Annotated in this window: 2 protein-coding genes; both read right to left on the bottom strand. The window is 62.6% G+C overall.

Annotated elements, in window-relative coordinates; translation table 11 throughout:
• Positions 1-568: type 1 glutamine amidotransferase family protein (locus AC1VAN_RS21145; protein ID WP_480986672.1), on the bottom strand; the 568-nt coding region annotated here is incomplete at its 3' end.
• Between the two features lie 78 nt (positions 569-646).
• Positions 647-1,643, bottom strand: a 997-nt coding sequence (locus AC1VAN_RS21140) for a hypothetical protein (RefSeq protein WP_480986671.1), incomplete at its 5' end; no start/stop codon positions are given.

Below are 1,643 nucleotides of genomic sequence, written 5' to 3'. Positions count from 1 at the left end.
GGCCGTGACAGAGGGTGATGATGTGACGTTGATTGTCCACCGCCCACTGCAGGGTGGCCTTCACCGCGCGGCTTTCCGGCAGGCCGATCAACGCACCGTGACCGCCGGGAATGAACACCGCGGCGTAGTCCGAACCGGCATCGAGTGCCCTCGCCACGTCGTCCAGGTGCAGAGGCTGGCGGAAGCGGGATTCGTAGCGTTCGTACAGGCCGCCGATCTCGCGGTCTTCGCGTGGGAACGCCCACCATTCAAACTTCACCGGGTTGCCCGACAGCGTCGCCACGTCGATGCCGAAACCGGCCTTGTGCAGGTGATACATCGGCAGCAGCGTCTCCACCGGATGGTTGCCGGTCGAGAACAGATGGCCGTTGGCGGTCGGCAGATAACGTTCGTCGGCGGCGATCATCAGCACTTTCCAGCGTCCGTCACGGCGGGCATCGGGATAGTCCGCGCCGGACAGATCGGTGGTTGCCGAAGTGAACTGGGACAGCGAGTACGGCGACGGGAAAAACGCATCCCGCTCGGCCGGATCGGGGCTGGGCTGACGGCTGGGTTCTGACGTGTTCATGCGGACCTCCTGCGGAAGAGAGTGGTCACCTTAGCCAGAGCGATGCGTACGCACGATGAGGGATTTCCCCCAATGCGATCAGGCAGGGTGCGCTTGCTGAACCCGCTGGTAGGCGTCGTCCAGCATTGCCAGGAAAGCCTGTCGCTGCGCGGCATCAAGCACCACCGCGCGTTCGAACGCATCCACGCTCGCACTCCAGTCCGCCAGTGTGTCGTCGTTGTAGAGGGCCTGATGCCGTTCCCATGCTCCGCCTGCCTTCAGGTACAGCCACTTGTCGAACAAGTGCAGCGGGCTGCCGTTGTCCAGTCGCAGGGGGCGGGTGGTCCTGGTGTGGGCCAGCACGCTGCGCAGCGCAGGTGAATCGTGAAGCTGGCCTGCCCAGATGTGGTTGCCAAGATGTTGCTCGGCAAAGCGCAGGATCGCCTGGTGATCATCCTCCAACCCGGCCTCGTAGAGTGCCTGCGGCACCCGCAGGTGCCGGCGATCGAACAGCCACTTCAGTACCAGCGTTGCCGCCTGCGGGGTGGTGTTGTGTTCATTGCCAGGGTCGAAATCATGATGGCCGATGAACTCGCGGTCCTCATGCAGATTGAGCTGGATGGTGTCCACGCGCTGCCTGCGCTTGCAGAACCAGAGCTTGATGTCGACGTCCCCGGTAAGCGGCTTTGCAAAGTAGGCGGTGTCGCCGAATTCTTCCAACCGGCCGTCGAAGTACGCCAGGCAGTCCTGGAGTGTGGCTGATGGCTGCACGTATCCGTCCCAGAAGCCTTCGGGCTTTGGCGGATTACCCTTGGGCCGGCGACTGAACAGGGTGGCGGACTTGAAGTGGCTCAGCAGGCTGCCACGCGCTCCGACGGTGGGCGGATAGAAGCGATCATTGATGATGTCGAAGGCAAAGTAGAACTCCATGTCGTGGAGCTTGTCCTTGACCGATTTCTGCCCCTGGTTCGCGCTGATCGTGGTCGGGGGCTTGCCGATACCGTGCTGCGCGAACCATGCCTGCAGATGAGCATCCGAGCCCTTGCTGCCGAGCAGCTCGACCAGTGTTGAGATATGCATTCCATTGCCTTTGCCT

The sequence above is a fragment of the Stenotrophomonas sp. 05L44_2 genome (assembly GCF_056665995.1).
This window is presented reverse-complemented; position numbering and strand designations above follow the sequence as displayed.